The following is a 26,482-nucleotide window of genomic DNA, read 5'->3' on the forward strand; positions in this document are numbered from 1 at the left end:
GGCTGGTTTGCTGCGGCCATGGCCCAAAGGTACGGGAATTGGTGGGGTAGGGGTTAAGCGGCCGCCCTCGGCGTGGGGTGGGCGCCGCTTTTCATAGCCCTACTGGTACTGCGTAATGCCGGGCTGCCCGAAGGTGAAGTCGCTGAAATCGTAGTAGGGCCGGGCATTCTCGAAGATGCGCAGGCCGTTGCGCGTGTATTGCCCGCGCGGGTAGAAGCCCAGCAGCAGCTGGAAGGTGCGCAGCACGGTGTACTCGTTGCGGAAGCGCAGGCCCACGCCGATGCCCGTGTACGGCTTGTCGTAGAAAGGCAGGTCGCGGCCTGCTTTGGTGTTAAGCCAGGCCGCATCCAGAAAGCCCACCGCCGCCACCCGAAAACCCAGAAAAGAGAAAGGCGTGTACACCGTGGTTTCGTAGTTGATGACGAAGCGGCTAGTGCCGCGCAGCAGGCCGTCGGAGGTGAAGCCGCGCAGGCCCCGGTCCCCTTCAATGGACAGGGGCCGCTCGTCGGGGCGGCGGTTGAGGCCGATGAGGGCGCGGTTCCAGAAAAAGTGCCGCCACTGGAAGTTGCCGGTGTGGTAGAGGCGGGTGAAATACAGGATTTCGCTGCTGGCCAGGCCCTGCTGCCAGTCGTTGCGGCGGCCCTGCACGAAGGAGCTGAACTCCCCACCCACGTACAGATAGCCCCGGCGCGGGTGGTAGCCGGCCCCCGCCAGGTGCACGCCCACGTAGCGGCGGTTGCCGGTGCCGTTGAATTCGTAGCCCGTGGTCAGGCTGGCCTGGGAACCCGTGGGAATGTCCTCGGTGCGGCCAAAGCCGAATAAGTAGGTATCCTTATAATACCGGCGTACGCTGTAGCCCACGGTGCCCAGCACCAGCTGGTTGTTCACCTGGGTTGGTAAGTACGACTTAGCGTAGGTAGTGCGCAGGTAGCGGCCCGAAACAATCAGGCGACCGGGGTTTTCGTAGCCCAGGTCGTAGCTTTTTAGGGGCAGGGAGCGGCCCAGCCAGGCATCCTGCACATTGTACTGCACCGGCTTAAACACGTAAGGGTCTTCCGGGCTGCCCACCCCGCTCACGGCCTCCAGCCGGTCGAAGAAGTCGTAGCCCAGGGCCCCGGCGTACTTGGTGGTGATGGAGTAAAAGTCGCGGGAAAACCGGATGCTGCCCTGGCGGTTGCGGGTTTCGTTGAGGTAGCGCGCCTGCCCGTTCACGAAGTGCCGAAACGGCACCAGGTAGCTACCCTCGTAGCGCCAGGACTGGGCCCCGGGGTTTTCATCCACGCTGCGCCCGTACTCGTAGCGGTTGCGAAACTGGTGGCCCTGCCCCAGGAAGTTCACGTCGCGCAGGCCAATGACGCCGGCCTTCACGTCGCGCAGCTGCACCGAGCCGCTAAGGCTGAACACGTCCTTGGTCACGACTTCAATATCGACACTGTCGCGGGAGCTGGTTTGCTCGTTCACGAACACGCGGGCATCCAGCAGCTCCGCCGTCTGGCGCAGCAAACGCTCCGACTCGGACAGGGCCTGGGGCTCCAGCTCGTCGCCGCGCCGGAACAGCAGCACCTGGCGCACCCGGGCCCGGGAAGTTTTCATGTGCAGGGCATTGCCGCCTTTTTCCAGGATGTTGCGCGGCATCCGGCCCGGGTCGTTGATGCGGTAGCCAAAGGCATCGAGGGTGCGGATGTTGATGCGCCGCACGATTTTGTAGTTGTGCCGGTCGTACTGCCGGTTCAGCAGCTCGGCGTCGAGCCCGGCCTTTTCTTCCCGGCGCTCCGTGAAGTTGAAGATGGCCGCCGCCGCTTTGCCGGCAATGGTCTTGCGCTTGGTATAGGCCTTCAGCTGGGTTAAGAACTGCTCCTGGTCGAAGCGGCGGCGCAGGGAGTCGGCCTTGGTTTCGCCGATGGTGTCGGGGGCGGCGCTGGGTACGGGCTGCTGGGCGGCGGCCGGCAGCGCCAGGCCCAGCACCAGCAAGAATACCCCAATCAACGTCCCGTAGCTCATAGTCATTCCGCAGCCTTCCGGGCAAGATACAGCCTGTGGCGCTTTGATGCATAGTTCCTGGCGGACCACTGCCCGGGACAAGTCGGGTCGGCAACTAGCCTGATTGGCAGCCACCGGCAGTTTGGCGGGCAAAGTATCCGGTAAAGTTGCGGTCTGTTGCGGAACGATTCTAATGAAATTAGTCTTATAAACTATTGTGTGGTGAAGCGCAAGCTGCTATTTTTAAGCCCAGAAACCAGTCCGAATGAACGAGCGAATTCAGGAAAAGCTAAGTATTTTGGCAGATGCCGCGAAGTACGATGTTTCGTGCTCCAGCAGCGGCGGCAAGCGTAAAAACGTGGACAAGGGCTTAGGCAACGCCGAAGGCATGGGCATCTGCCACAGCTACACCGAAGACGGGCGCTGCGTGTCCCTGCTCAAGATCCTGCTCACCAACCACTGCATTTTCGACTGCGCCTACTGCGTGTCGCGCCGCTCCAACGACCAGAAGCGCGCCGCCTTCACGGTGGAGGAAGTGGTGGATCTGACCATGAACTTCTACCGCCGCAACTACATCGAAGGCCTGTTTTTGAGCAGCGGCATCTTCTCCTCGCCCGACTATACCATGGAGCGGCTGGTGCGCATCATCAAAAAGCTGCGCACGGAGCACAAGTTCAACGGCTACATCCACGTGAAAGCCATTCCCGGCGCTTCGGAGGAGCTGATTCAGGAAGCCGGCCTGTACGCCGACCGGCTGAGCGTGAACATTGAGCTGCCTTCGGAAATGGCGTTGACGACGCTGGCGCCCGAGAAGAACTACCAGGAAATTCTGACGCCGATGGCCCAGATCCGGGACGGCATCATTCAGAATAAGGAAGAAAAGTCTCTGTTCAAGAAAGTACCCCAGTTTGCCACGGCTGGCCAAAGCACCCAGCTTATCGTGGGCGCATCGGCCGAAAACGACCTGCAAATCATCAGCTTCTCGGACTCGCTCTACAAGGGTTACGGTCTTAAGCGCGTGTACTACTCCGGCTACATTCCCGTGACGGATGATGCCCGCCTGCCCCAGGTCACGCAGCCCCCGCTTATTCGGGAGCACCGCCTGTACCAAACCGATTGGCTGATGCGCTTCTACGGCTTCCAGGCCGACGAAATCCTGGACCCTGCGCATCCCTACCTGGATCTGGAGGTAGACCCCAAGCTGGCTTGGGCCCTGCGCAACCGCCACGTGTTTCCGGTAGATGTGAATACGGCCGACTACGAAATGATTTTGCGCATTCCTGGCGTCGGGGCCCGCTCGGCCAAGCGCATTGTGGCCGCGCGCCGCTTTGCGCCCCTCACCCTGGACCACCTGCACAAGTTTGGGGTGGTGCTGAAGCGGGCCAAGTTCTTTCTCACGTGCCGGGGCCAGGCCCTGGAGCGGCGGGAGCTGGACGAGCAGGCCATCCGGCGGCAGATACTGTTTGGGGCCGGCTCCGTGCGCTCGGCCCTGGTCACCCAGCAACTCGACTTGTTCGCGCAGGCTTCTTAAGGCTATTGCATCCTACCAACAGCCATTCAACCAGAAACAGCCACTTACAACGCCCGCTTCCCATGACCATTACCCACCGCGCCGCCGACGCGTCGGCCGCTCCCAAATCAGAAAAAGTTGCTCGTCTGGCCTGCTGCTGCAAGCTCTCCGACCTGCTCCCGCTGGTACGGCAAATGCACCAGCAGGCCGCCCGCGCCAACGCGGCCCGGCAGGAGCAGCAGGCAGCCTAGGTTTGCTGAGGGCGGGGCGTAACCTTTGCGTCCCCGCCTTGGTAGGCTGACTATGGCCTTTCCCCTGGAGCACCACGACATCCGTACCAATGGCGTCACCCTGCACGTGGCGCAGTGTGGCCCTGCAAACGGTCCACTGGTGGTGTTGCTGCACGGGTTTCCGGAGTTCTGGTACAGCTGGCGCCACCAGATTGCGGAGCTGGCCGCCGCGGGCTACCGCGTGTGGGTGCCCGACCAGCGCGGCTACAACCGCAGTGAGAAGCCGGCGGGCATCAGTGCCTACCAGTTGAAGCAGTTGGGGGCGGATGTCCTGGGGCTGCTGGATGCGGCTGGCGTTGCGCAGGCCGCCGTGGTAGGCCACGACTGGGGCGGTATTGTAGCGTGGTGGCTGGCCGCCTGGCACCCCGAGCGTATTTCCCGGGCCGCTATTCTCAATGTTCCGCACCCGGCCGTGCTGGGGCAGGCTGCGCGGAAGGTGCCGCGGCAGCTGCTAAAAAGCTGGTATGTGTTTTTCTTTCAATTGCCCTGGCTGCCCGAGTGGCTTTTCCGGCGCCGGCAGTTCCGCTTCGGGCGAGGCGTCCTGCGGGGCACCAGCCGCACGGGTACTTTTTCTAGCGAAGATCTGGTACGCTACGTAGCTGCCTGGAATCAGCCCCGGGCACTAACCAGTATGATTAGCTGGTACCGGGCGGCGCTGCGCCAGCCAAGCCGCACGGGCCGGGTAAGCATTCCGCTACTCTTGCTCTGGGGCAAGCAGGATGCCTTCCTGGAGCCGAGGCTGGCGGCATTGAGTCTGCAGCAGTGCGCCCAGGGCCAGCTCGTGTATTTTGAGCAGGCTACGCACTGGCTGCACCAAGAAGAGCCAGCCGCCGTAAACCGCCACCTGCTGGATTTTCTGCGCCCCGGCCTGCCTGTTTCCTTTCCCGTATAAACTTCGCTGCGTGTCCCAGTCTTTGCCTTTTCGCCGCCCAGCCGCCAGCGTGGGCCCTGCCGCTACCCGCCGCCCCGGGGTGCCGGAGCTACGGCAGGCGCCGCTTGATTACACCTACGACGGGTCGTTTGAAGGGCTGCTGACGGTGCTCTTCACCATTTATGAGCGCAAAGCCGCCCCCAACAGCATTCAGGCCCACGGTGCCATGCAGGGCGGTTTGTTTGCCCAGCCCGTGGCCGTAGCTACCGATGAGACCCTGTCGGCGCGGGTGTGGAAGAACCTGCTGCGCTACCTGGATAAAGATGCCCGTACGCGGCTGTTTCACGTGTTCCTGAGCGAGGCCCCCGACCGGGAGCTGCTCATCTTTCGCTACGCCGACCTGGCCATGCGCACCGGGCGCGACATCTCCGAAAACTACGCCGACGACAACGTGCGCCGCGTGCAGCGCCTGGCCCAGCAGATGTACCGCGAAAAGCACCGCATGGAAGCCTTCGTGCGGTTCGAGAAAACCCAGGACGGCCTGTTCCACGCCACCATCGAGCCCGATTTCGACGTGCTGCCGCTGATTGCCGCGCACTTTACCAAGCGCTACGCCGACCAGCGCTGGCTGATCTACGACCGGCGCCGCCGCTACGGCCTGTACTATGACCTGCACCAGACCGATGTAGTGGAGTTCGACTCGGCCACGCCCCGGCACAGCAGCGCCGTGTCGGCCACGGTACTGGACGAGCGGGAACCCCTTTTCCAGGTGCTGTGGCAGGCCTACTTCGACCACGTAAACATACCCGAGCGCAAAAACCTGAAGCTGCACCGGCGGCACATGCCCTTGCGCTACTGGCGCTACCTCAGCGAAAAGCAACCCCGGGAGCAGCGCTTTGCGGCTATCCGCAACAAGCGCCCGGTGCAGTCACCGACCACCGCGTCTTTGCCATCAACTACGCCCGACGGAAACGAAAAGGACTAGCTTGCGGTATCTTTCTACCCTAGCTACTTATCGAAGTTTTTATGGGCGTAACGCTTGTTTTTGGAGCCGCGGGCCAGTTGGGACAATGCCTGCAGCAGCTGGGTCGGGAGCGGCAGCTGACGAACCTGATCTTTCTGCCCAGGACCCAGGCCAACATCCTGGATGAGGCCGCGCTGCAAAGCGTCTTTACGCAGTATCGGCCCACGTACCTCATCAACTGCGCCGCGTACACGGCCGTAGATAAAGCCGAGGAAGAAGCCGACACGGCCCGGCGCGTGAACCGGGACGGCGTGGAAAATCTGGCCCGCCTGTGCGGGGAGTTTGGCACCACGCTGCTGCACGTTTCCACCGATTTCGTGTTTGCCGGCACGGGCAACCAACCCCTCATTGAAACCGACGAAGCTGCGCCCATCAGCGTGTACGGCCGCACCAAGCTGGAAGGCGAGCAGGTGATTCCGGCCCACACTGGCCAGTACTTCATCCTGCGCACCAGCTGGCTGTATTCCCGGTACGCCGGCAACTTCGTGAAAACCATGCTGCGCCTGGGGCAGGAGCGAAGCGAAGTACGCGTCATCTGGGACCAGCTGGGTACTCCTACCTACGCCCTCGACCTGGCAGACTGCCTGCTGCATATCATCGACAGCGGAAGCACGGCCTATGGACTTTATCACTATAGCAACGAGGGCGTGGCTTCCTGGTACGATTTGGCGGTGGCCGTTTTCGAGCTGAGCGGTTTGCCCACCCGGGTGGTGCCTATTCGCACGGCCGAGTATCCTACTAGCGCTACGCGGCCCACGTTTTCAGTGCTCGACAAAACCAACGTGAAAGCGGCTCTGGGGCTGGCCATTCCGCACTGGCGGGAAAGCCTGAAAGCCTGCTTGCGCCAGTTGGCGTAAGAACTGCCACCTGATCATCCGGGGCCCCGCCCAGCCGCTTTGTTGTTGCTGGGCGGGGCTTTTTTGTGTGCGCGCCAAACAGGGAAACGAGACAGCAGGGCGCTGGATAAATAGGTTTTATGGCCGCTGCTGCCCATTTTACCAGGTATGACTCCAGGAAAAATTGCGTTAGGACGTCCGTTTTATACGCTTGCAACACACGTGTGCCTACAGGGGAAACCGGCCTGCTGGCCCGGCGGCGGCGGCTTCGCCGGGCGGGATTTGCGTTTGGCGGAGGTAGCCCATGCGCCATACGCACAAGCCCCGCCGCTCAGAAACCGGCGGGTAGCCCTGCCGCCGCCCAGCTACTGCGCCGGCACAGTGGCTGGCACACGCTGAGAAACTCGAAAAAATGACCTGCGCCGAAAATAAATAAGCCGGGTATCACCGGCCGCCAAACAGCCTTCTACTCATCTGCTAAACCCCCACCACGCATGAATCAAACGACTACTACCACCCACTTCTGGCGCCGCTTAGCGGGCCCGCTGCTAACCGGCGCGGTGCTACTCGGCAGCACCCTCAGTGCCAATGCTCAGACGCTGGTCTGGGAAGAAAACTTCGACGGGAACGCCATCAATCCGGAAAGCTGGACCTTTGACTTTGGGGACGGCTGCGAGCGGGGGTTATGCGGCTGGGGCAACCAGGAGCTGCAGTACTACACCAGCCGCTCCGAAAACGCCCGCGTAGAAAACGGCAGCCTCGTCATAGAGGCCCTTAAGGAGAAATTTCAGACCCGCGACTTCACCTCTGCCCGCCTTAAAACGCTGGGGCGCGTGCAGTTCAAATACGGCACCCTGGAAGCTCGCATCAAGACGCCCAACCTGAAAAATGGCTTGTGGCCTGCTTTCTGGCTGCTGGGCGCTACGGGCACCTGGCCTGCCAGCGGCGAAATTGACGTAATGGAAATGGGGTCGAAGGAAGCGTATCCCAGCAACGTGAATAACTGGGCCGGCGGCGCCCTGCACTGGAGCCTCGACGGTAAGCACGAGTACGCGGTGCAAACCTACAAAGGCACCACTAGCCTCGCCGACGAATACCATGTCTACAAGCTGGTTTGGACGGCCCAGGCCATCAAGATGTATATTGACGGGACGGAGTATTTCTCCAAAGACATTACGCTGGCGGCCAATGCCGACATGGAGGAGTTTCATAAGGCCCAGTTCATTCTGCTGAACATGGCCGTGGGCGGCGTATATACGGGCATCGGCGACGGGGGCGGCATCACGGCCGCACTGCCGGCCAAGATGCAGGTGGATTACGTGCGCCTCTACCAAAACCCCGGCGACGAGTTGTACCTGGGCAAAGACCACGCCTACACCGGCAGCTTCGGCATCTACACCGAGCAGGCCTCCATTACCAACAAGCTGACCCTGGGCACCAACGCCGAGCTGTACTACTGGAACAACCTTACCAACATCGAGCCGGCCCCGGCTGCCTACGAAGGCACCGAGGTGCTGGCCGTGCATGCCAACGCCGGCGACTGGTTTGGCATGGGCTTCGACCACGCCCCGCTGAATATGCTCAACTTTGCCGAAAACGGCGCGCTCAAGTTTCAGTTCAAGAGCAGCTATAAAGGCCAGTTCAAGATAGGGGTGAAAAGCGGGCATGGGGAAAGCTGGATCAACTTCCCGGCCAATGGGGCCACCCAGTACGGGCTGGTGCGCGACGGTGCCTGGCACGAGGTAAGCATTCCGCTTAGCGCCTTCAACCAGCCCAACATGGGCATGCACATCGACCTGGGCTCTATGACCAGCCTGCTGATGTTTGCTGGCGACCCAGCCACCGGCGCGGCCGACTTCTTTTTTGATGATGCCCGGCTAACCGGGGGCGTAGCGGCCAATCCTTCGCCCACTGTGTCCATCACCGCGCCGGCGGCCGAGGCTGTGCTCACGACGCCCGCCAGCATAACCATTAGCGCCACGGCCGCCGACGAGAACGGCTCGGTGGCAAAAGTGGAGTTCTACCAGGGTACCACCAAGCTGGGCGAAGACACCAGCGCGCCTTATAGCTATACCTGGGCCAGCGCCCCGGCCGGCGTATACGCCCTCACGGCTAAAGCCACCGACAACGAAGGCGCCGCGACAACCTCGGCACCGGTAACGGTATACGTGGCCGCGCCCAACAATGCGGCGCCTACCGTGAGCCTGACGACCGACAAAGCCAGCTACCTCACGCCCGCCAGCATCACCCTCACGGCTACCGCTACTGATACTGATGGCTCCATCTATAAGGTAGACTTCTACCAAGGCACCACGCTGCTGGCTACCGACATGACCAGCCCGTACACCTACACCTGGACGGGTGCCGCGGCCGGCACCTACGCCCTCACGGCCAAAGCCACCGACAACGGCGGCGCGGTGAAGACGTCTGCTGCCGTGAGCATCACCGTGGCCGACCCGGTGAAGCCGACGGTGACGCTGACCGGCCCCGTGGCAACCGATAAGTTTACCGGGCCGGCTACCATCACGCTCACGGCCACGGCCGCCGATGCCAACGGCACCATCAGCAAAGTAGAGTTCTATAACGGCGACACTAAGCTGGGCGAAGACACCTCGGCACCCTATGCCTATGAGTGGAAAACCGTGGCGGCCGGCACCTACAGCCTCACGGCCCGGGCCACCGACAACGACGGGTACACCACCACGTCGGCGGCCGTGCAAGTGGAGGTGAAGGCCCTGGCCTGTACCGGCACCGCCGCCAGCGGCGACTACAGCTACGAAGTATACAGCCAGGATGGCAGCGTAACTTACGTTTTCCACCCGCTGGGCGCGGTAGCCGGGGGCAACCTAGCGCTGGTCTTCATTCAGGAAGGCGGCGTGGGTGGCTACCCGGGCTACACCATGACGAAAAAGGCCAACGGGGACTTCACTTTCAGCAAGCCCATTGCCAATGACGTAGCTACCAGCTTCTATTTCACCTACCAGGTGGGTGCGGGCGGCCCCGAGCGCAACAGCGCCGACAAGCCCCATGCCTACACGGCCGGCCAGATCTGCAACCCGGATAATAGCTCCCCCACTGTGGCCCTCACCAGCCCGCAGGCCAACGCCACGTTCACGGCCGGAGCCACCATCACGCTCACGGCCACGGCCACCGATACCGATGGTACCATCACCAAAGTGGAGTTCTACCAGAGCGGCACCAAGCTGGGCGAAGACACTACCGCGCCCTATACCTACGAGTGGAAAGACGCCGCCGTGGGCCAGTATGACCTCACGGTGAAAGCCACCGACAACGGCGGCAACAGCTCCACCACCAGCGCCGTGCGCATCAACGTGAGCTTGCCCGCGGAAGCCGGCTACTGTGCTACCACCGCCGACTACAGCTTCAAAGCCGAGACCAGCGGCGACGAGGTGACCTTCACCTTCCACCCCCTGGGCGCGGTAGCCGGGGGCACTTTGGCGTTGGTGTTCATTCAGGAAGGCGGCGCGGGTGCTTACCCGGGCTACAACATGACCAAGGCTGCCAATGGGGACTTTACCTTCAAGCGCACCATCGCCAGCGGTACGGCCCTGAGCGTGTACTTCACCTACCAGGTTGGGGCCGGCGGCCCCGAGCGCAATTCGGCTGCTACCCCGCACAGCTACGTGGTTGGAGCCAGCTGCGCTACTACTACGGCCAGCAAGCAGCCCACCAGCCTCACGAGCGTAACGGTGTACCCCAACCCCAGCGTCGGGCGCACGGTTATTGCGTTTACTTCGCTAAAAGCCAGCGTCTACACCGCAGAGCTCTACGACCTGAAAGGCACCTGCCTTCGCCGCATTGGCACGGGCCGCGCGTCTGGCAGCCAGCCGGTAGCCCTGGAGCTGAACGCGGCGGAGTTGGCCAATGGCGTGTACCTCATCCGGATAATAACTGACACGGAAGCCGTAACCAAACGCCTGGTAATAAGCCGGTAGGCTTCTGTCCATCCATTATAAAAAGCCCTGGCCAACAATGGTCGGGGCTTTTTTGTGTGCCGAGAAACGGTGAAAGCAAGCGGCTGGCTACCGGCCGTACCAGCGGTTTATCAGGTAAGCCGCCGCCACAAAGGCCAGGCCCAGCCCGCACACGCCCCACCAGTGGAAATGCGCCCAGGCCTGCCCGCCCAGAAAGGAGCCCAGCGAGGCCCCGATAAAGCAGGCCGTCATATACACCGTGTTGAGGCGGCTGCGAGCCTCGGGCAGCAAAGAGAAAATGCGGGCCTGGTTGGAAATGTGCGCCATCTGCTGGCCTACATCCAGTACCAGCACACCCAGCACCAGCACGCCCAGGTACTGCCCGCCAAAAGCCAGCACCACGTAGGCGCCCATAAACAAGAGCACGCCCAGGTTCAGGGCGTAGTCGGGGCCTTTGCGGTCGGCCGATTTGCCGGCAAAGGAAGCGGCAAAGGCGCCGCTGGCCCCAATGAGGCCAAACAAGCCGGCTACTTCGCTGCCGTAGCGGTAGGCAGGGCTTTCCAGGAAAAACACGAGCGTCGTCCAGAAGGCGCTGAAGCCGGCAAACAAGCACAACCCCACCAGGGCCGAGCGGCGCAGCACCGGCAAATCACCAATAAGGGTGCCCAGGGAACGAAGCAGGCTGCCGTAGCTGCCCGGGAAATGTGGCTGATTGCGCGGGAGCATACGGGCCAGCACCGCCGTGAGGACTACCATCACGGCGGCGCCTACCCAAAACATGCTGCGCCAGCCGAAGTGGGCGCCCACGTAGCCGCTGATGGTGCGGGAAAGCAGCACGCCAATCAGCAGGCCGCTCATGATGCGGCCCACCACGCGGCCCCGCTCTTCCTCACTGGCCAGCGAAGCCGCCATGGGTATCAGCAGCTGCGGCACCGCCGAAAACAGCCCGATCAGCAAGCTGGTGCCCACCAGCATAAGGAACGTGGGCGCGAAGGCGGCACCCGCCATGCACACCGCCGCGCACAGCAGCAGCCCCAGAATCAGGCTTTTTCGCTCGCGCTTATCCCCGAGCGGCACCACAAACAGCAGCCCCAGCGTGTAGCCCACCTGCGTGGTGGTAGCTACCAGGCTGGCCCGGCTTTCGGTAAGGCGGAAGTCACGGGCAATTTCGGCCAGCAGGGGCTGGTTGTAGTAGATGTTAGCCACCACCAGCCCGCAGGTCACGGCCATCAGCCAAACCAAGCTGGGCGCGAGTGGGGGACTTGTAGGAGGCGGAAGCTTTTCGGCGGGGGCCGAAGCCGCCGCAGGAACAGAAGAAAGCATAAGCAGATACTGTCGGCCGCCGCAGCATAGCGGCGGGCCAAACAGCCCCTACTAACCGATTCCGGCGCCGAAGGTTGCAGTCGGCGGTAGTAGCCGGAGCCGCTTAGCCCACCACGCACTGCTTTTTGTACAGGCCCGGCGTGATGCCTTCGTACTGTTTGAAGAGCTTCTGGAAGTAGGCCGTGTTGTTGAAGCCCGCCCGGAAGCATACGTCGGCCACGGTGGCGACGGGGTTGCGCAGCAGGCGCTTGGCCTCAGCCAGCCGCTCCTGAATGATGTACTCCACCGGCGTGAGGCCCAGCTCCCGCTTGAATACCCGGAAGAACGTGGCTTTGCTCATGCAGGCCAGCTCCGAGAGTTTCTCCACAGTAATCTGCTCGGTGAGGTGCTGCTTGATGTACTGCACCACGGCCGCAAACCGGTGAGAGGTGGCGTGCCGCTGGTAGTTCTGAAACAGCAGCTGCCGGGCCTGGGTCTGCATTAGGCGCACCAGCATTTCCTGGATGGTGAAGTTGGCCAGCACATCCTTTACCCGGCCGGTATCGTGGGAAAGCTGCACCAGGCGCTCCAGGGTGCCGGTGAGCTCGGGCGTGTTCCGGAAGTGAGCGTGGTCGGTGGTATCGAGGTGCCAGGGCAGGTGGGCCTCGGCGCGGGGTTGCTCCTCGTTCAGCAAATCCACCGTCTGCCGGATGGTATCCGTGGGAATGGCCACGGCCAGGCACTGGGTGGGGTGTTCCTCATCGGCTTCCGGGAAGTCAATCACCATGGTCTCGTTTTCACCTACCACTACCGACTCCCCGGGCAAGTACTCGAAGGCGGGGCGGCCAGGCAGGTGCATTACCTTTTTGCCGCGCAGCATGGTCGTCAGCACCACGTGTCCCATACTGAGCGGGACCTGATGAGCCTGGCGGTGGGTTTCGAACACGTTCAGCTCAAAGGCCTCCAGCGAATACACCGTGCGGTTTTCAACCAACGACGTGAGCTGCTGGGGCGCGCGCAGCGCGATGGGAGCGGGCAGATGAGGGTTTGGCATGAGGCTTTAGCTAAACAAACCAGGATGACAACGGGAAGTCGAACTACAAGATAGTGAGTCCTCACTAAGTAGGCTATAGCTGAACTGTGGCCTCGGCGAGAAGTTGCGACGATAGGCGGCTTTTGTGAGACAATACTACACCTGTTTCGGCCCCCGAAGGCCCTAGCTTGGACTATCCCAAAACTCCTCTAATTCCACGCAGTATGGAAACCCTCGAAAAACCCACCACGCTCGTTGCTCGTCCCCAGTTTAAGCCGCACTACGATAACTTCATCGGCGGCAAATGGGTGGCCCCGGTCAAGGGCCAGTACTTCGACAATATTTCGCCCATCGATGGCAAGGTCTTCACCAAGGTAGCCCGCAGCACCAAGGAAGACATTGAGCTGGCCCTCGACGCGGCCCACGCGGCCTTCGAGACCTACGGCAAAACCTCCGCTACGGAGCGCAGCAACCTGCTCAATAAGATTGCCAACATCATCGAGGAAAACCTGCCCCACCTGGCCGCCGTGGAGTGCGTGGAAAATGGTAAGCCCATCCGCGAAACTACCCTGGCCGATTTGCCCTTGGTGGTGGACCACTTCCGCTACTTTGCCAGCGTAATTCGGGCTGAGGAAGGCAACGTGACGGAGCTGAACAGCACCACCGTGTCGATGAACATCAACGAGCCGCTGGGCGTGATTGGGCAGATTATTCCCTGGAACTTCCCGCTCCTGATGGCGACCTGGAAGCTGGCCCCGGCCCTGGCTGCTGGCTGCACCGTGGTAATGAAGCCCGCCGAGCAAACGCCCTCCAGCATTATGGTGCTGATGGAGCTGCTCCAGGACGTGCTGCCCGCCGGCGTGGTGAACGTGGTGAATGGCTTCGGGCTGGAAGCCGGTAAGCCACTGGCCTCGTCCCCGCGCATCCAGAAGGCCTCCTTCACCGGCGAAACCACCACCGGCCGCCTCATCATGCAGTACGCCGCCGAAAACCTGATTCCCGTGACCATGGAGCTGGGTGGCAAGTCGCCGAACATCTTCTTCAAGAGCGTGCTGGACGCCGACGACGACTTCCTCGACAAAGCCATTGAAGGCGCTGTGATGTTTGCCCTGAACCAGGGCGAAATCTGCACCTGCCCCTCGCGCATGCTGGTGCACGAAGACATCTACGACGAGTTCATGGAGCGCGTCATTGCCCGCGTGAAGGCCATTAAGCTGGGCAACCCCCTGGATATGGAAACCATGATGGGCGCCCAGGCCAGCAACGACCAGTTCGAGAAAATCCTGAGCTACCTGGAAATCGGCAAGGCCGAAGGGGCCGAAGTGCTGACCGGCGGTGAGGCCTATTCCCAAGAAGACGGCGCCCTGGCCGAGGGCTACTACATTCAGCCCACCATCTTCCGGGGCCACAACAAGATGCGCATCTTCCAGGAAGAAATTTTTGGCCCGGTGGTGTCCGTGACGACGTTCAAAACCACTGAAGAAGCCATTGAGCTGGCCAACGACACGCTTTACGGCCTGGGTGCCGGCGTCTGGACGCGCGACGCCCACGAGCTGTACCAGGTGCCCCGCGCCATTCAGGCCGGCCGCGTGTGGGTGAACTGCTACCACGACTACCCCGCCGGTGCGCCCTTCGGTGGCTACAAGTCCTCGGGCTTCGGCCGCGAAAACCACAAGATGATGCTGGCCCACTACCGCCAGAATAAGAACATGCTCATCAGCTACAGCCAGCAGAAGCTGGGCTTCTTTTAAGCAATAAGTGAATGGGTGAGTGGTCGAATGAGTGAATGAACAATTACTCATTCGACCACTCACCCATTCACTTATTGCTCCGGTGTGTGCTACGTGCTTTTTCCAGGATCATTACGATTTCCAGGTATTCCTGGCGCAAATCGGCCAGTCTATTTTGGGGGATGATTCCTGCTTCATCCAAGAGTTCTAGCCAAAACAGGCTTTCGTCAGCCTCCTCGACGCAGATGCACAGTTTAGCGTATTGTTCCTGACTTGAGCGTGCGCGGCAAACCGCCCGGTAGTTAGCTGCTACCGATGTGGCCGAACGAAGCAACTGTTTGCCCAGAATCTGGGATTCTGCAGTAGCAGGCAGGCTTTGGTATAGCTTGATAATCCGAACTGCGGCCGTTTTGGTTCGTTGACGAAATGCCTCAACGAACTCGGCTTTTGACGAATAGGGCATAAGAACAGCATGAAGTTCATTCTCCAAAGTAGCCCAACTCACACATTTTCTCATTCACCCATTCACCCATTGAACTTGCCTACTCCCCGCGTCCTCGTAACCCCTGCTGCCGAAGCTACCATTGATGTGCTGCGCGACGAGCACGGCCCACTTATGTTCCACCAGAGTGGGGGCTGCTGCGACGGGTCTTCGCCCATGTGCTTTGCCAAGGGCGAGTTTCGGGTGGGCACCAACGACGTGTGGCTGGGCCAGATTCATGGCTGCGACTTTTTCATGAGTGCCGCTCAGTTTGAATACTGGAAGCACACCCAGCTTACGGTAGATGTGGTAAAGGGCCGCGGCGCCAGCTTTTCCCTGGAAATTCCGCTGGGCGTGCGGTTTCTGATTCGCTCCCGCCTGTTTACCGAGGAAGAAGAGCAAAACATGGCTCCCGTGTACGATGGAGAAGAATACCTGGAGCACGTGGTGGAGTAAGAAAAGGCGACCTGCCTAAACACAAAATGCCCCGTTGGCTCAGCCAGCGGGGCATTCTTGGTGTATAGCCGAGCGCAACGAGCTATTTCACGCGCACTGGCAGGCCTTCGAGCTGGGCGTAGCTCAGCTTCCAGGCGTTTTTGGCGTTCTTCTTCCAGAGCAGGATGAAGTTGCCTTCGCCAATGCCGCGGGGCTGGGTGCGGTCCTCGGGCACTACTTCCACCTCAAAGGTACCGGCCTCGTAGGCCGTGGCGGCGTCGTTGCCGGAGCTCACGGGGCTTAGCTTGAGGTCGTTGATGGTGCCCACGGTTTCGCGGATCCACTTATCCGACACTTCCGACTTGCCGCTGAAGTGCGACTCGCCTTGCAGGTACTGCACATCATCAGCCAGCAGCGTATCCAGTTGGGTGGTGTTGCGGCTGTTCCAGGCGCCAATGAACTGCTGGTTGAGGGCGTGTACATCGACGGCCGCGGCGGTGTCTTCTTTCTTGGTTTGGGTGCAGGCGCTCAGCAAAGCAAAACCGAGGCCTGCCAGGAGGGAGTAACGCATGAGAACAGGGTGTTGGTGAGGGAGAAAGGGAGAGAAAAGAACCAGAAAACCCAGGCCCGCAGGCCTGGGTTTGGAAACAGAAAGACTCGGGAGCAATTACCAGCTCTTGCGACGAACCTGCGAATCGGGATAAGCCGAGTCACGGTCACCGTAGGAGTCGTTGGGCAGGTAGGCAAGGCCGCTGGCGCTGGTACCATACGGTACGGGGTTGCCGTTGGCATCATACAGCATAGCAGCACCTACGCCGGCACCGGCAGCCAGGGCCATGGGAGCAGCGGCCGAAGTTTTGGTAGCTACCGTGGTGGTTTTAGCTTGGTTGGCGCGGGCTACGCTGGCCCGGTAAGCAGCGCGGTCGGCGGCGGCCCGGTTGGCAGCGGCTACGCGGGCGGCTTCCGCCTTGCGCTTGTTGTCGACGCGCTTCCCAATTACGTAGCCTACGCCGGCACCGGCGGCGCCACCTACTGCACCCCCTACAACCCGGTTGCGCTTATGAATAATAGCGCCGGCTGCGGCCCCACCCAGGCCACCAATGATGGCGCCTTTGGCTTGTGGGCTTACTTTCTTTTTATCCTGGGCGTGGGCAAACTCACCGAAAACCGAGGTGAAGAGTATGACGAGGGCGAAAATCCAGCTGATCTTTTTCATGACGAAAGACTATTAAGGGTCAGAGGTGTACTTGTTGATTCTGGGAGGGATTTTACAAGCACCATGCCAGTACGGCCCAAGGAACGGTTGGGTTCCGGGTTTTGTCATTTATATATAATTGTCTTGATATAATGAAAATGGCCGCTTACTGCGCTGGAATAGCCACTATTTACGTACAGCGTGGGATGAAGGAGCACTGCCTGCTACGCGTGGAAAAAAGTTTTAGCCTGCCGGGTTTAGGCGTGTTGCTACTGGCCGAAACCATGGTATCGAGGCTAAGTGAGCTGGCCTTGCACAGCGCTCTGGCCGTGCAGCTCCGCTACCCCGATGGGCGCGTGGAGGCTGCCACCGCTACGGTGGAAGAAGTATCCAGGGAAGCCTCCACAACAACAGAAAGCTCAACCACGCGGGCGCTACTGCTTACCCACGCCGAAGCTGCGCCCGTGCCGGCCGGTACCGAAGTATGGTGGGCGGGCGAGGAGGCCGCTTGGTAAGCTTACATTTCCGTCACGGTCACCAGCACATCGGTGTTGCGGCCGTGGTCGTCGGCGCAGGAGATTTTGAGCGGGCCGGGCTGGGGCCGGAAGAACACCCGCTCGGTAGCCGCGGCGGTCCGCAGAAACTGGTCGTTCACGTACCAGTGCACCTGGCGCACTTCGTTGTCCGTGGTGCAGGAAAGCAGCAGTTGCTGCTGCTCGTGGCGGTTGAGTACGTACTCGGTATTGGCGGCCGGGGAGGTGATGGTAGGCGCCCGCTCGGTGCCGCGCACCAGCTGGCACTGCGGGTTGTGGGGCGGCAGTCGTCGGTACGGAATGCCCTGGTCTTCCTTATACGCCGCCACTTCCGGCAGCAGATTCGGGTACAGCTCCCGCCGGTAGCCCGCCGCCGGGGCGCAGGTACGACAGTACGTAAAGCTCCCATCGGCCGACACGAGGACTTCCCGCACATGCTGGCACCGTAGCCCGTTTGATATACCTGGCAGGAAATAGTCGATAACCTGATTGGGGCAGTTCTCCCCTGGCACCAGCCCGCTTTCGGCGCATACCAGCCGGAAGTCCAGCGTAGCGGGCGGCACAAACCAGTCGTTGGGCGAGTTGTAAGCCAGGGTGTTGAACAAGTCGAAGAGCAGGGGCGTGGCTACGTCGGCGCCCGTGAGGGCCGGGCTGCCCTGGCCGCTGAAGTTGCCCACCCACACGCCAATGGTATACTGCCGGTTGTAGCCAATGCTCCAGGCGTCGCGGCGGCCGTAGCTGGTGCCGGTTTTCCAGGCAACTTTGGGCAGGCGCATACTGCTGGCCGCGCCAAGCGGGAGGTCGGGGCGCGTGAGCTGGGCCAGGATGTCGGTGGTGAGAAAGGCGGAAGCTTCCGAAAATAGCGCCGTCTTCCGCTTGCTGAATGGGGCAGACACAAGGCTTAGTGGCGCATACTTTCCCGCAGCGGCCAGCGTCACGTAGAGGTTCGTCAATTCTTCCAAGTTGGCCCCGCAGCCGCCTAGAATACTGCTAAGGCCCAGCCGGGCGCGGTTGCGCGTGACGCTCTGAAAGCCGGCCTGGCGGAGCTTATCGGTGAAAGTAGGCACGCCCAGCTGGTTGAGCACGCGCACGGCCGGGATGTTGAGCGAAAAAGCCAGGGCCCGCTCCAGCGTCACTTCGCCGCTGCAGTGCTTGTCAAAGTTCTCGGGGCGGTAGCCCTGGAAGTTGGTGGGCACATCGGGCAGCAAGAGCTTGGGCGTGACGAGGCCGCGGTCCATAGCCAGGGCGTACAGAAAGGGCTTGAGCGTACTGCCGGGGGAGCGGACGGCCACCACGCCGTCGTTCTGCCCCTGGCTCGCAAAATCCCGGAAATCGGCCGAGCCCACGTAGGCTTCCACCTGCCGGGTGCGGTTGTTCACTACCAGCACGGCCGCCTGGGTGATGCCCAGCTCGTGGAGGCGACGCACGTAGTTGCGCGTCAGGTCTTCGGCCTTGCTTTGCTTGCTGCGCTGCAGGCTGCTGCGGATGATGGCCTGCCGCGGAAACTGCCGCACCAGCCGGCGCGAAAGGTGGGGGGCCAGCACAGGCGCGGCGTGGCGCTGCACGTCTAGGGGCTCCAGCAGGGCATCTTCCACATCGTCTTTGGGAAAAAGCCCGGCCGCTCCGAAGCGCCGTAGCCATCGGTTGCGCTCCTGAAGCACAGCCGCGTTGTTCTTGCCCAGCACCAGCCCGCGCGGCCGGTTCGGAATGATGGCCAGCGTCACGGTCTGGGCCAGGGAAAGGTAGTCGGGGGGGTGCTGGAAGTACAGCAGGGCCGCCGACTTTACGCCCTCCACGTTGCCGCCGTAGGGCACCAGGTTGAGATAAAGCTGCAGAATCTCGTCTTTGCTGTAGTGGGCCTCCAGCTGGGTGGCGCGCAGCATTTCCAGCAGCTTGTTTGGGAAGGTACGTTCCTTGGGTTCGAGCAGCCGCGCCACCTGCATGGTAATGGTGCTGGCCCCGGTGGTGCGCCCCTTGCCAAACAGGTTGCGCCCGGCAGCCTGCACCAGCGCCACCGGGTTCACCCCAAAGTGCCACCGAAACCACCGGTCTTCCTTCTCGATAATGGCCTTGCGCAGTACGGGCGTAATCTCGCGCAGCTCGGTTTTCATCCGCCACTTCTGGGTAGGGTTGAGGTAGGCGTGCAGCACCGCGCCATCGGCCGCCAGCACCAGGGGCGAGTACTGCGGCGCGGGCGGCAGCGGAAACGCCCAGTCCAGCCCCAACAAGAGCAGCAGCAACAAGCCGAAGCTCGTCAGCAAGCGGTAAACGGGGCGACGTTTCATGCTTTGCAAGGATGCCAAGAGGCGTTATTGTACACGCACCGCTTTTCTATTACGAAACCAAATAGTCAGAACCTCCGGGCGGTCCAGGGTAGTTAGGGAAGGCGGGTAGCCGACGGGGTAGAGCAGCTTGTTGGGCATGGAGCTACCAGCAAGGCTTGATTCTCCCAGCAGCTGCCGCACCTGGACGGGCGACAGGCCAATCAGGCGCCGGGATTGAATCAGGTTTTGCCGCATTGTGTACCGCTCCATCGGGTGCCCGTCCCAATAGTCGGGGTTGAATTTCTGGTGGGTATAATGCAGAAAAAGCCAGAGAGAACCACCTGCCGCCACTAGCAACAAAGGGGCAAGCGTCAGCCCAATGACCAGCCCCGGCGCCAACCGCCGCGGATGGCGGCGGCGCAGAAACGCCAGCAGCAACAGAAACCCCGGGGTACCAATGGCCAGCAGGAGCACGAAAAGGACACCAATCAGTTGCCGGTCATCCTGCATGAGCGAGTAGTGGGTTTAAGATGTTTAGCCGGCGTCAATTTGCCCACGGTTGGCCTGAAAATAGCGGAAGGTAGCGGCCTCAACTATCACACCAAGCCAGGGCTATTGTGTTGTTTCGACATGGCAAGATAGGTACTGCCCGCAAGGCTTCAGCAGCGGGTTAGCCGTATATTCGTTCTGTTCTCTATTCCATTGCCGCCGTCATGCCCGTCATCACCGATATTTCCCAGCTCGACCTCACCAAAACCTACACCTATGCCGATTACCTCACGTGGCGGCTGGATGAGTTTGTGGAGTTGATTCGTGGCAAAGTGCGCCGTATGAGCCCCACCCCGCGCGTACGGCACCAATCTATTTCCTTCAACCTGGGAGGAGCAATCAGAACAGCCTTGCGCAGTAAGACCTGCCGGGGCTTCGCCGCGCCGTTTGATGTTCGCCTACTCAAAACCTCCGCCAACGGCGACGCCCAGACGACCACCGTGGTGCAGCCCGACCTCTGCGTAGTTTGCGACCTGGCCAAGCTGGACGAGTACGGCTGCGTGGGTGCGCCCGACTGGATTATCGAAATCCTGAGCCCCGGCAACACCGCCCACGACAGCAAAACCAAGTTCGACCTCTACGAGGAAAACGGTGTGCAGGAGTACTGGATGGTAGACCCCGGCCAGAAAAACGTCATCGTCTACACACTCCAAAACGACCGATACGAGCTGCAAGGTGAGTTCTATCAGCCCGGCCTAATTCCGGTAGCTACCCTGCCCGGCGTGGAAATAGAGTGGGCTGAGGTGTTTGAGGGGCTGGAAAATATAAACCCACCTGTCATCCTGAGCGGAGCGAAGGACCTCATTACGTAAGCGTTTTACCTACGTGATAAGGTTCTTCGCTCCGCTCAGGATGACCGTTTTTTAGGTTACCGCACGCGCACCACGCCGCTGCCGTTGTAGCTGTGGTACTCGGCGTTGTACATGGCATTGGCACTGACGGGGCCGAGCTTGAACGTGCCTTTGCTTACGGCGCGGCAGAGGTAGTAGAACGCCTTGGGCGCGGGCGTGACGGTGGTGAACAGGTTAATCCGGTCGTCGCGCACGTCGAGGTAGTCGGGTTGGGCGGCGTCGGTGGCCCAGGCCAAGTCGCGCACCGCTCCGATGCGTGGGTTCTCGATTTCCAGCCCGGCGGGCAGCAGGTCGGTAATGGCCACGTTCTTCACTTCCCCGGCTGATTCGGCCGACTGGATGGTGATGCGTACGACTACCAAATCGTTCTGGCGGAAGCTGGTAGTGCCCACGGGTGCCCCGTTACGGTCTAGGAACTGGCGACGCACCTGCAGGTAGGCATCTTCCTCGCGCACCTGGCCGGTGGGCGAAATGCCCTCGGTTTCCCAGAAGTAGTAGAGGCTGCCCTTGCCGCTGGTGCGCAACGCCAGCTGGCGGTTGGCCACGTTGCTTACGGTGAGGTCTTTGCCCGAGAAGTTGCCAATGGCCTTGCCGTCTGCCAGCAGGCTAGCCACTACCGTGCTGCCGGCGTTTTTCTTCGCCAGCTTACCCAGGGCCAACAGGGAGAAGGCCCGCTCCTGAGTGTTGAGCCAGCCGGCCTGCTTTACCTGACGGCTGAGCTGGCGGGCTAGCGTGGTTACCTGCGGGTTGGCGGGGTCGGCGGCGAGCAGGGCGTTGAGCACCAGGGCCTCGTCGCGGATGGGAGAGGAGAAGGCCCCGTCGAGCTGACGGCCGGCAATACTGGGCGAGGCCCCGAAGCGGGTGGGCACCGTGCTTTGGTAGCCGCGCTGGTTGCCGCTCAGAGCAAAGGCCGCCGCCAGCAGGTAGCGCGAGTCCTCGGCCAGTTGCGGGCGGTTGGCTTTGTAGTAGTTCAACCCCACGGCATCGGGGCGGCCGGCCAAAGCCAGCACGTAGAGCGAGTAGGCAATTTCCTTTTTAGCCAGCGTCACGGGCTGAATCACGCCGCCGGTCTGGATGATGTTGTAGGTGTCGGTTTCGCGCTTGCGCACCCGGGCCTGCAGGTAGCGCAGCACCCGGTCCAGCACGTTTTTATTTACATCAAAGCCGGCTTGCTGGGCTTCCAGCAGGAAGTGGGCGGCGTAGGTGGTGGCCCACCAGTTGTCGTACTCGCCGCCGGGCCAGTAGCTGAGGGAGCCATTGTACATCTGCTGGGCTTCCACCTTGCGGATGGCTTCCTGCACGTGGTAGTTGGGATTGAACAGGCCCGCCTTGCCCGTCTTGCCGGTTTTCTGACCCAGCGTGGCCGCCAAATCCCCGTAGTACAGCTGCGGGAAAGCGGCCGACACAGTTTGCTCCAGGCAGCCGTAGGGGTACTGCAGCAGGTAGCGCAGGTCCTTGGAAAACTCCGTCATCGGCGAGCGGCTCACCACCAGCTGGCTCCGCAGCGAGGAAGGCAGAAAGTCGGTTTTCAGATTCAGCTGCTGGGCCGCGCCGCCTGCTACCACGCCACTGCCAGTACGCTTCTGCAACGGAGAAGCCGGCCGGATAGGCAGCTCGATGGTTTCGCCAAATCCATCACTTCCATCAACTTTCTTATCGAGTAAAAAGGATACTTCTAATTGAGCATTACCAATTTTATCTGCGACTAAGTGGAATACTACTCTGCGTTCAGCATTAGGAGGAAGGGTAGTAGCAGGCGTAGGCGTATCAAAGTTGATAGGAATAATGTGGGCAGCATTATTATCTGGTACTCGTTTCAGCCTGATTGCAACGGTGCCTCTTAAATTGTTCTTAGTCGTATTCGTCAGCGTGACGGGCACGTCAATGGTGTCGCCGGGGCTAAGGAAGCGGGGCAGGGCCGTTGAAATAACCACCGGGTCGGCCACTTTCATGGTGTGCTCGGCCGAGCCGAAGGCGTCGTCTTTGTAGGCCACGGCCATGATGCGGATGGCCCCGCTGAACTGGGGCACCAGCAGCTTGTAGCGCACCTTGCCGCTGGCATCGGCGGTGAGCACGCCACTCCACTTGGCGAGCAGGCGCACGCGGCGGTTGGGCACGGGCGTGGTGCGGCGCGAGAGGTCGTAGCCGTCGCCGCCGGTGGAGCTGGAGCCCAGCTCGGGCAGCAGGAAGGGGTACACGTCGTAGGCCTGCACTTCCAGGGCGCGCTTCTGGTAGAAGTAGCTATAGGGGTCGGGCGTCTGGTAATCCTTCATCTGCAGAATGCCCTCGTCCACCATGGCCAGGGTCACCTGGGCGCCGGGGGCGGTGGTTACCTCAATCAGCTGGGTGGTGCGGGAGCGGCTTTGCGCGGGCGCATTGATGGCCACCTGCAGGCGCGCACCGGGCTTCTCCACCGTCAGCGGCACGAAGCCCCGGGCCACCGTCAGCGGCAGGCGGTTGTCCTTGATTTCGCGGATGGCGGTGGCCGTCACGTAGATGTTGGGCACGTGGTTGCCGCGGATGGGCACGTCCACCTTCGCCGATTTCTCGTCGGTGTTCACGTAGAAGTGTTCGAGCACCCGGTCGCGCTCCACCGTCACGAGTACGCGGCCAGGGAAGGGCGTTTTCAGCAGCAGGTGGGCCACGTCGCCAGGCTCGTACTTGGGCTTGTCGGCCTCAATGGTCACCTCCCCCTCATTGTTTACCTCGAAGGAGTTGCTCTGGGTGTCGCCGTAGCCATAGGCGTACACGCGTCGGGCCACGTACGTAACCGCACCTGGCCGGGAAACCCGGATTTCGTACTCGCCGGAGTACGTGGGCGAGAAGCCCAGGCCGGCGTCAGACCCCCCGCTGGCTACCGTCACGCTGCGGTTGAGCACCAGCTGCTCGCGCTTCTGCGAGTTGTAGATATAGCGGCCGCCCTGGCGCTCAATCACCGTTTCCCAGAGCAGGCGCACGATGGAGACCCGGGCCTGCGCCGCGGTAGGCTTGCCGGCCGGGGTAAGGGCCGCCAGCTGCACGGCCAGGGGCTTGCCGGTGCTCACCAGATCATCGGCGCTCCGGATACCGAACAGCACCGGCTGGGTCTGCACCTCAAACGTGGCGAGGCGGTTCACGGGGCGGCCGGTTTCGTCGAACACGGTGGTGAAGGCCGCGCCTTCCAGGGTGCCCAGGTCGGTGTAGTCGGGCACTTCGTAGGTGGCGGTGCCGCGGCCGTTGGCGTCGGTGGTGCCCTCGCGGGTGGTTTTCTCGAAGCGGTTGGAAATGGGCGTCGATTCCAAGTCGCCGTAGGCCCCGCGCTGCTTGTCGCCGCTGTTGATGGCGAAGGTGTACTGCTCGTAGCCTTTCGGACTGAAGCTCTTTTCCTTGAGGGAGAATTCCACCTCAAACTTGCGGTCGGCGGCGGGCGGGCCAAACAGGTTCTGGGCCGTAATCAGCGCCGAAACCGTCTGCCCGGGCTTCACCACGGCGCGGTCGGTTTTCACCGTCACCTTCATGCGGTCCGGAATAAACTCTTCCACCGAGAGCTTGCGCGAAGCCAGCAGCACGTCGTTGCCGGTCAGCACTTCCAGGGTGTAGAGGCCCGTCATCACGGCCGGAGGCAGCAGGAAGCGCGCCTCAAAGGAGCCGGCCCCGGATAGTTTCTTCTGTAGGCTGGCGTACTCCTTGCCCGTGGGCAGCAACAGCCGGATTTTCACCGGCAAGCCCTTGGGCGGGGCCTGCCAGTCCTCGGTGCGAATGACAGTATTGGTTTGGATGGTGTCGCCGGGGCGGTACAAATCCCGGTCGCCGTAGAGGAAGGCCTGGTAGCGGGCGGCGTTGCTTTGCAGCCCGCCCACCTCGAAGCGGGAGGTTTCCACGCGGCTGCGGTTCAAATCGAGGAAGGTGAAGTCGGAGCCCTGCTGGGCCATTACCATGCCCAGCTTGAAGCGGCCGTTGGCGGCGGTGCTGTCGAACTTGGCCACTCCGTCACGGTTGGTGATGCCGGTGCCCATCACCTGGTTGTTGGTGCTGATAAAGCGCATTTCCACTCCGCTCAAGGCCTTGGCATTGCGGATGGAGTTGGCAAATACCAGCGTGCTGCCGGCCTTGCCCTGCTTTACAATCAGCCCAATGTCGGACACGGCCACCAGCTTGCTTACCTGCAGCCACTGCCGCTCGGTGTCCTGTACTTTGATGATGTAGAGGCCTTTCAGCCCGCCCGCAAACTCCAGGTCTTTCAGGTTCAGATTCAGTAGCCGCAGCCCCTGGGCTTTGGGGAGGCCCGACACGGTGTAGGTGCGCTCAGTGAGGACGTTGCCCAGATTCTCCACGTCGTAGTACTGGAAGGAGCGGTCCACGTACTCGCCGTCCTCACCTTCCTCCTCGTAGCCTTCGGAGTCTTCCCCATCGTAGTCGGGGTAGCCGTACTGGGTGCCCCCGCGCAAAAGCTGCTGGATGTTGTTGGCGTACACCTTGGCAATGGTCACCTTCACCTGCCCTACCTCGTTGATGCGCACGCCCAGGTTGCGGGAGCCCAGGGCATCGAGATACATGGCCTTCTCGGCGCTGGCGAAGGAAATAGTGGGCCGCTCATCGGAGAAGCTTACCGTCTGGGTGAAGTTCTCGTTCAGGATGCCGCCCAGCCCGCCGCGCAGGCCCTGGCGCAAGCTCACCTGGTAACTTTTGCCTACCTCGAAGCCGCCCTTGAGCCGGAAGCCGTTTTCCAACTCCTCCACCTCGTAGGCCACCTGCGGCGACACCGACAGGGCGCTCTGCAAATCCACCGTGGTGACGGGCTGGTTGGTGAGGATGGTCACCAGCGGGTCGGCCGACTGCATTGTGCCCGTGATGGAGCGCACTTCCAGGGCCTGGGGGTCGGGTACTTCTACCTGCTTTTCGTAGTCGGCCTTGGAGGGCTGGTCGCTGCCCACGGCGTGCAGGCCTTGGGCCAGGGCCACCGTGAGCGGGGAGCCAGGGCGCACCTGCTGGTTGAGGCTCACGCGCACCGTCTGGCCCGGCTCACTGCTGGCCACCTCGAAGGCCACGGGCTGCCCGTCCTGGGTTACGCGCAGCAAAGGCTTCACGTCGGTGGGCTTCACGGGGTAGTTGAAGGGCAGCTCCACGCGCATCTCGGCGGTGCCGGCGGCCCGCTCCGAGCGGCCCCAGAAGGCCTGCGGCTCCTGCAGCTCTAGGTAGGGCGTGTGAAATTTCTGGCGGTTCTCGGGCAGCTCTACGTTGCGCTTGCCTTCCGGCAGGGCATCCGTTTGCAGGGTGGCCTTGAAAGAAGTGCTGGGCCGGAATGGGGTGCTGGGCGAGAAAATCAGCTCCCTATCGGAGCTCCACTTGAACTTGCCGCGCACGGCAGGCTCGAACTTCACTACCTGCACCGTGTCCCAGCGGTCCTGCAGCTCGGGCGTTACTACGGCATCCGTGAACTGAAATACGAGGTTCTGGTACGGGCCAATTTCCTCGCCGTTCGGGTCTTGTTCGGTATCGGAGCCCAGCTTGGAGCAGGCGCATAGCAAAGCCAGCAGCACCAGCAGCGGCAGGCGAGTAAAAGTTTTCAATAGCATGGATAGGGAGGCGCTTGAATGGAGGCCGGAAGGTATGGAAAAACGGGACTCGCGCTAGGTATTGTATAGGTTTGAGGTAGAATATTTACATGCAGTAATTATACAGGA

19 protein-coding genes are annotated in these 26,482 nt (G+C 61.6%); 10 read left to right on the forward strand and 9 right to left on the reverse strand.

The features are described 5' to 3' along the window. Positions 1-99: 99 nt before the first annotated feature. Positions 100-2,001, reverse strand: coding sequence for a hypothetical protein (locus HER32_RS14695; protein ID WP_168682407.1), 1,902 nt, complete (start codon positions 1,999-2,001; stop codon positions 100-102). 244 nt (positions 2,002-2,245) lie between these two features. On the opposite strand from HER32_RS14695, the gene HER32_RS14700 reads away from it, so the two are divergent. The 6 genes from HER32_RS14700 (at position 2,246) to HER32_RS14725 (ending at position 10,467) form a co-directional block, all read left to right on the forward strand. Next, the gene (locus tag HER32_RS14700; protein WP_168682408.1) at positions 2,246-3,511 is read left to right on the forward strand and encodes a putative DNA modification/repair radical SAM protein; all 1,266 of its coding nucleotides are present in this window, start codon (positions 2,246-2,248) and stop codon (positions 3,509-3,511) included. Between the two features lie 62 nt (positions 3,512-3,573). Beyond that, entirely contained in the window at positions 3,574-3,741 is a 168-nt protein-coding gene (locus tag HER32_RS14705; RefSeq protein WP_168682409.1) for a hypothetical protein, read from the forward strand. Between the two features lie 52 nt (positions 3,742-3,793). After that, positions 3,794-4,672 carry an alpha/beta fold hydrolase gene (locus tag HER32_RS14710; RefSeq protein ID WP_168682410.1) on the forward strand — a complete coding sequence of 293 codons (879 nt, stop codon included), beginning with the start codon at positions 3,794-3,796 and terminating at the stop codon, positions 4,670-4,672. Between the two features lie 10 nt (positions 4,673-4,682). Further along, positions 4,683-5,636 carry a TIGR03915 family putative DNA repair protein gene (locus tag HER32_RS14715; RefSeq protein WP_168682411.1) on the forward strand — a complete coding sequence of 318 codons (954 nt, stop codon included), beginning with the start codon at positions 4,683-4,685 and terminating at the stop codon, positions 5,634-5,636. A 41-nt stretch (positions 5,637-5,677) separates the two neighbouring features. Next, positions 5,678-6,532 carry a dTDP-4-dehydrorhamnose reductase gene (gene rfbD, locus HER32_RS14720; protein ID WP_149072549.1) on the forward strand — a complete coding sequence of 285 codons (855 nt, stop codon included), beginning with the start codon at positions 5,678-5,680 and terminating at the stop codon, positions 6,530-6,532. 473 nt (positions 6,533-7,005) lie between these two features. Then, positions 7,006-10,467: an Ig-like domain-containing protein gene (locus HER32_RS14725; protein WP_168682412.1), complete on the forward strand. Its 3,462-nt coding sequence runs from the start codon at positions 7,006-7,008 to the stop codon at positions 10,465-10,467. Positions 10,468-10,554: 87 nt separating this feature from the next. On the opposite strand, the gene HER32_RS14730 is transcribed toward HER32_RS14725, so the two are convergent. Together HER32_RS14730 and HER32_RS14735 are read right to left on the reverse strand one after the other, a co-directional pair. Then, entirely contained in the window at positions 10,555-11,769 is a 1,215-nt protein-coding gene (locus HER32_RS14730; RefSeq protein WP_149072551.1) for an MFS transporter, read from the reverse strand. Positions 11,770-11,872: 103 nt separating this feature from the next. Further along, positions 11,873-12,802 carry an AraC family transcriptional regulator gene (locus tag HER32_RS14735; protein WP_149072552.1) on the reverse strand — a complete coding sequence of 310 codons (930 nt, stop codon included), beginning with the start codon at positions 12,800-12,802 and terminating at the stop codon, positions 11,873-11,875. A 203-nt stretch (positions 12,803-13,005) separates the two neighbouring features. Between HER32_RS14735 and HER32_RS14740 the strand changes: the two genes are divergently transcribed. After that, entirely contained in the window at positions 13,006-14,532 is a 1,527-nt protein-coding gene (locus tag HER32_RS14740; RefSeq protein ID WP_168682413.1) for an aldehyde dehydrogenase family protein, read from the forward strand. Between the two features lie 67 nt (positions 14,533-14,599). On the opposite strand, the gene HER32_RS14745 is transcribed toward HER32_RS14740, so the two are convergent. Then, a complete protein-coding gene (locus tag HER32_RS14745) occupies positions 14,600-14,974 on the reverse strand; it encodes a four helix bundle protein (RefSeq protein ID WP_168682414.1) in 375 nt (124 codons plus the stop codon). A 75-nt stretch (positions 14,975-15,049) separates the two neighbouring features. Here HER32_RS14745 and HER32_RS14750 point away from each other — a divergent pair, with 75 nt between their 5' ends. Beyond that, entirely contained in the window at positions 15,050-15,448 is a 399-nt protein-coding gene (locus HER32_RS14750) for a DUF779 domain-containing protein (protein WP_232066266.1), read from the forward strand. A gap of 82 nt (positions 15,449-15,530) precedes the next feature. Here HER32_RS14750 and HER32_RS14755 read toward each other — a convergent pair whose 3' ends face one another. Together HER32_RS14755 and HER32_RS14760 are read right to left on the reverse strand one after the other, a co-directional pair. Beyond that, positions 15,531-15,998, reverse strand: a complete 468-nt coding sequence (locus HER32_RS14755) for a YybH family protein (RefSeq protein ID WP_149072555.1) — start codon at positions 15,996-15,998, stop codon at positions 15,531-15,533. 96 nt (positions 15,999-16,094) lie between these two features. Continuing rightward, positions 16,095-16,643: a glycine zipper domain-containing protein gene (locus HER32_RS14760; RefSeq protein WP_149072556.1), complete on the reverse strand. Its 549-nt coding sequence runs from the start codon at positions 16,641-16,643 to the stop codon at positions 16,095-16,097. Between the two features lie 209 nt (positions 16,644-16,852). On the opposite strand from HER32_RS14760, the gene HER32_RS14765 reads away from it, so the two are divergent. Next, on the forward strand, positions 16,853-17,137 hold the full coding sequence (locus HER32_RS14765; protein ID WP_168682416.1) for a hypothetical protein: 285 nt from the start codon (positions 16,853-16,855) through the stop codon (positions 17,135-17,137). Between the two features lie 2 nt (positions 17,138-17,139). On the opposite strand, the gene pbpC is transcribed toward HER32_RS14765, so the two are convergent. After that, positions 17,140-19,440 carry a penicillin-binding protein 1C gene (gene pbpC, locus HER32_RS14770; RefSeq protein WP_168682417.1) on the reverse strand — a complete coding sequence of 767 codons (2,301 nt, stop codon included), beginning with the start codon at positions 19,438-19,440 and terminating at the stop codon, positions 17,140-17,142. A 24-nt stretch (positions 19,441-19,464) separates the two neighbouring features. Next, a complete protein-coding gene (locus HER32_RS14775) occupies positions 19,465-19,929 on the reverse strand; it encodes a hypothetical protein (RefSeq protein WP_168682418.1) in 465 nt (154 codons plus the stop codon). A 203-nt stretch (positions 19,930-20,132) separates the two neighbouring features. Between HER32_RS14775 and HER32_RS14780 the strand changes: the two genes are divergently transcribed. Then, entirely contained in the window at positions 20,133-20,780 is a 648-nt protein-coding gene (locus HER32_RS14780) for a Uma2 family endonuclease (RefSeq protein ID WP_168682419.1), read from the forward strand. A 56-nt stretch (positions 20,781-20,836) separates the two neighbouring features. Here HER32_RS14780 and HER32_RS14785 read toward each other — a convergent pair whose 3' ends face one another. Then, on the reverse strand, positions 20,837-26,368 hold the full coding sequence (locus HER32_RS14785) for an alpha-2-macroglobulin (RefSeq protein ID WP_168682420.1): 5,532 nt from the start codon (positions 26,366-26,368) through the stop codon (positions 20,837-20,839). Positions 26,369-26,482: the final 114 nt, after the last annotated feature.

This window comes from Hymenobacter sp. BT18 (assembly GCF_012273015.1).
Lineage (GTDB): Bacteria > Bacteroidota > Bacteroidia > Cytophagales > Hymenobacteraceae > Hymenobacter > Hymenobacter lutimineralis.